The organism is Polyangium sorediatum, from assembly GCF_029946465.1.
Taxonomy (GTDB): Bacteria; Myxococcota_A; Polyangia; order Polyangiales; family Polyangiaceae; genus Polyangium; species Polyangium fumosum.
On the sequence record NZ_JARZHI010000026.1, the window covers coordinates 75,348 to 79,736 of the forward strand.

Sequence of the window (4,389 nt, forward strand, 5' to 3'; positions counted from 1 at the left end):
AAGAGGTCATTCGACCTCCATGTCGCCGAGGCGGAGCATGATGCGCCGCACGGTGATGAGCGAGATGAGCCCCGCCACGGCAAGGAATGCCTTGTGTTTGGCGACCTGCATCAGGGTCGCCATGAGCTCGAGGTCCATTCCGTGGAGCTTTCGGTAGACGAGGACGCCGCCCAACGCCGTGAACAGGGCGAAGGACAGGAGCACGACCAGCCGGATGATCTCCATGACGGTGAAGACCGATTTCTCCAGCATGTAGGAGAAGCTGAATATCGGCCGATCGACGAGGCGCCGCATGGTCCTCATGCCGCGGCTCAGGATGTTGAAGAGATCATTGATCGTTCTGATGTCCGATCCGGAGATCAGGCCGCGCGAGAGCCGCTTTCGCAGCGCCACGCCGGCCGCGCTCTTGCTGTTCTCGTCGAAGTGCTCGAGGAACTTCTTCGAGACGCGGAACGTGTCGAGCTCGGGGTAGATGCGCAGCGCGAGCGTGTCGTAGAGCATGTTCGCGCGGAGCGCGCGCACGGTGTCCATGTTGAGCGGGATATTGAACTGCTTGGTCAAGTTGAAGAGCGCAAACCAGTTCGGAGCGGTGCTCTTCTCGTGCCACTCGGCGCGCTTGCTCCAGAGCTTCTGCAGGTTCTGCCCGATCTTGATCTCGAGCTCCTTCGTGAACTGCGCCATATCGATCGGCGGGAGCGGCTCCATGAAGGCGATCATGGCCTGCACGAAGCCAGCGACGTCCTTCCGATGGAAGTAGTAGAGCTGGTCCATGGCCGCTTCCTTCTTGATGCGGTCCATCGATCCGCAGGCGCCGAAATCGACAAAGACGATCTTGCCGTTCTCCTGGACGATGATGTTCGCCGGGTGCGGATCGGCGTGGAAGATCACGCTGACGTACTGGCTCCACATCTGCACGAACATGAGGCGCTCGGCGAGCGTCTTGGGGTCGATGAAGAGCTCGCGCATACGCTGGAGCGCGACCGGGTCCTTGTTCTCGACGGCCGCGAGGATCTCCCACATCCACATCCCGTCCACGAACTCCTCGACCATCACCTCGTTGTTCGACAGCTCGTAAATAGCCTCCGGCGCGCTGCAGATCTGCTTGCCCTTGATCTTGAATTTCCGGGCCTCGCGCATGAAGACCGACTGGTGGTACGCCTCCATCTTGAAGTCGAGCTCCTCCATGATGGTCTCCTCGAACTCCTTGATGAAGTTCTGGAGATACCCTGGTCGGATGATCGACAAGGACTCGAGGGCGTTGATGATCCAGCGCATCGCCTTGAGGTCCGTGGCGAAGACCCGGCCAATGCCTGGGCGCCGGACCTTGATGGCCACCTTCCGGCCATCCCGGAGGACCGCCTGATAGACGCAAGCAATCGACGCCGAACCAATGGGCTTCGGATCGAAGATGAGGAACGTCTCGTCGAGGGGCTTCTTCGTGGCCTGCTCGATGATCTGGATCGCCGTCTTGGTGGGGAACGGCTTCACGTTGTCGAGGAGCTTGGAAAACTCTCGGCAATACTCGTAAGGCAGCATGTCGACGCGCATCGAGAGCTGCTGCCCGATCTTGATGGCGGTGCCGCCAAGCCGCCGGACGATGGCCAAGGTCCGCTTCGCGCGGGACTCCACGGTGTCCTTCCCGCGGAGCTTGGCCATGAGGATGCCGAGCAACAACACGAAGGAGATGTTGAGCCACACGAAGCAGCGCAGGACCGTGGCCCATGTGCTCGCCTCGAATTTCTCGGCCTTCGGTTGCGGTATTTCGGGGGGAGGACCCGGCTCTATCCTGGAGACCTTGCGACGAGGGATCGGCCGGAGGACGCCTGCGTCCGCGCCCTCGGCGAACGAGCTGAAGAGGTCGACCTTCTCCTTGTATCCCTTGAGCGATCTCGAGACGAGCCGCTCGATGTCTCGCTCGCGCGCGATCTGATCGGGCAGCGCGCGCCTCGTGCGCGGGACGGCGCCGCTGACCGACCGCCTCCGCGGCAACTTGTTCTCATCCCCCTTGACGAGCCGGAGGTGGGAAACCGCCGTGGGCCGCGGACCGCTCTCGGGACCTCTGCTATTCCCGGGCTCCAGCGCTTGATCGCCTTTCATCCTCATGACCATGTTAAATGTCTTTCGCCGGCGGTGAAAGCGGTACGACACATCATCGTTCTACGAGACATCCAGATCACCGAGACGGAGTGTGATTCGTCGCACGCTCACGAGCGAGATGAGTCCTGCCACAACGAGGAATACCGTATGGGTCGCGACGCTCCGAGCGATGTCGACCATGTCGAGGGGCAAACCTTGGACCTTGCGGACGACCATGGCGACGAGGGAGCCCATGAAGAGCGTCGCGGAGAGAAGGATGGCCAACCTCATGACCTCGACGACGGTGAAAATCGATTTCTCGACCATGTACGAGAACGAGAGCATCGGCTGATCCATCAAGCGGCGCGCTGATTTCATCGCGCGACTGACGACGCTCACGGTCTCGTCGATCGCCCTGCTTTCGGCGCCCGTGAGCAATCCGCCCGTGAGGCGCTTCTGCAACGCTTTCTTCGCATCCCGCTTGGCGTTCTCGTCGAATTGCTTCAGGAATTTCCGCCAGACGTTCAGCGGTTCGAGCCTGGGATAGACGCGGAGCGCGAGCGTGTCATAGAGCATGTTGGCCCGGAACGCCCGAACGGTATCTAGGTTCATGGGGAGCTGATACTTCTGGGTCGTGCTCATCATGGTGAACCAGCCCGACGCGGTCGTCTTCTCGTACCATTCCGCGCGCTTGCTCATGAGTCTTTGCAGGTTCTGCGCGATCTTCACCTCGACGTCCTTCGCGAACTTGTCGACATCGATGGGCGGGAGAGGCTGCATGACCGCGAGCATGCACTGGATCATGCTGGAGAGATCGTTCTGCAGCATGAAATGCAGCTGATCGAGCGCGGCCTCCTTCTTGACGCGATCCATCGCGCCGCAGGCGCCGAAGTCGATAAAGACGATCTCGTTGTCCTCCCGGACGAGGATGTTCGCCGGATGGGGGTCGGCGTGAAAGATGCTGCTGATGTACTGGCTCCACATCTGGATGTAGAGGAGGCGCTCGGAGATGACCCTGGGCTCGATGTGCATCTCGTTCATGCGCGCGAGCGTTTCGGGAATCTTGTGCTCGACACCAGAGATGATCTCCGACATCCAGATCCCGGAGACGAACTCCTGAATGAGGACCTCCGTGCTCGAAATGTCGAGGTAGCACTCCGCCGCGGAGCAGATCTGCTTGCCCTTCACCTTGAACTTCTTCGCCTCGCGGCTGAAAAGAGCCTGGTGATAGGCCTCCAGCCTGAAGTCGAGCTCCTCCATCACGGTGTCCTCGAACTCCCGGACGAAGTTCTGCATGTATCCGGGGCGAACGATCGCGGAGAGCTCCATGGCATTGATGAGCCAGCGCATCGCCCTCACGTCCCTCGCGAAGACCTCGCCAATCCCCGGGCGGCGCACCTTGACAGCCACCTTTTGGCCATTCTTGAGCACGGCTTGGTAGACGCACGCGATGGAGGCGGAGCCAATGGGCTCGGGGTCGAAGATGAGGAACGTCTCGTCGAGAGGCTTCCCGGTCGCGCGCTCGATCGCCTCGACCGCCTGCTCGACGGGAAAAGGCTTCATCGCGTCGAGCAGCTTCGCGAGCTCCCGGCAATACTCGTAAGGCAGCACGTCCACGCGGATGGCGAGCTGCTGGCCAATCTTCACGAGCGAGCCGCCAATGCGCTGGAAGCTCTGGAGCAACCTCTTCGCGCGGGACTCCACGCTATCCTTGCCACGAACCCTGTCCCAGAGGACGGCGAGCATGTAGAAGATGTAGACGCGGTACCACGACAGGAATCGCACGAGCGTGGACCACGTGCTCGCCTTGAACCGCTCGACCTTTGCCATGGGGATCTCGGGAGGAGGACCCGGCTTGGCCCCCGAGATCTTGCGGCGCGGCATGTCCCGCACGACGCCGGCATCCGCCCCCTCGTTGAACGCGCTGAGCATGTCCTCCTGCGCCTTGTAGTCCTTGAGGGAGGAAGCGACGCGCCTCTGAATGTCGCGCTCACGCACCGACCGGTCGGATCGACCGCGTCTGTGGCGCCGCACGGAGCCGCTGATCGTCGTCTGGACCTCCGCCTGCTCGACGACCTCGGCCTCCAGGATCAGAGGTTGCGATACCGGGAGCGTGAGCAGTCGTCGCTCGGGAGCGCTGCTTTCCTCCTCGATTCGCGGATTTTTGACGTGATCGCTGGATGTTGCCATGAGGTGGACTGTCAGGTAGGCGGGACCGGGGCACCGACGCGCGTTCGAGCGCTCAGGAACAAGAAGAGAAGCTTTCTCGTCGTACCCTGAAAAAACGTCTCGAACAAGCGCAAGCCATGGGGG

At 61.5% G+C, this 4,389-nt stretch carries 2 protein-coding genes; both read right to left on the reverse strand.

All coding sequences use genetic code 11. The features are described 5' to 3' along the window. Window positions 1-6: 6 nt before the first annotated feature. Window positions 7-2,097 (reverse strand): ABC1 kinase family protein, encoded by a 2,091-nt coding sequence (locus QHF89_RS26720; protein WP_284720966.1) that lies wholly within the window; start codon window positions 2,095-2,097, stop codon window positions 7-9. Window positions 2,098-2,157: 60 nt separating this feature from the next. Next, window positions 2,158-4,266 carry an ABC1 kinase family protein gene (locus QHF89_RS26725; RefSeq protein WP_136967726.1) on the reverse strand — a complete coding sequence of 703 codons (2,109 nt, stop codon included), beginning with the start codon at window positions 4,264-4,266 and terminating at the stop codon, window positions 2,158-2,160. Window positions 4,267-4,389 lie beyond the last annotated feature (123 nt).

Bases quoted from the DNA above. Each gene is read 5' to 3' on its own strand.
- QHF89_RS26725 (WP_136967726.1), bottom strand. From the start codon at position 4,266: ATGGCAACATCCAGCGATCACGTCAAAAATCCGCGAATCGAGGAGGAA.
- QHF89_RS26720 (WP_284720966.1), bottom strand. From the start codon at position 2,097: ATGAAAGGCGATCAAGCGCTGGAGCCCGGGAATAGCAGAGGTCCCGAG.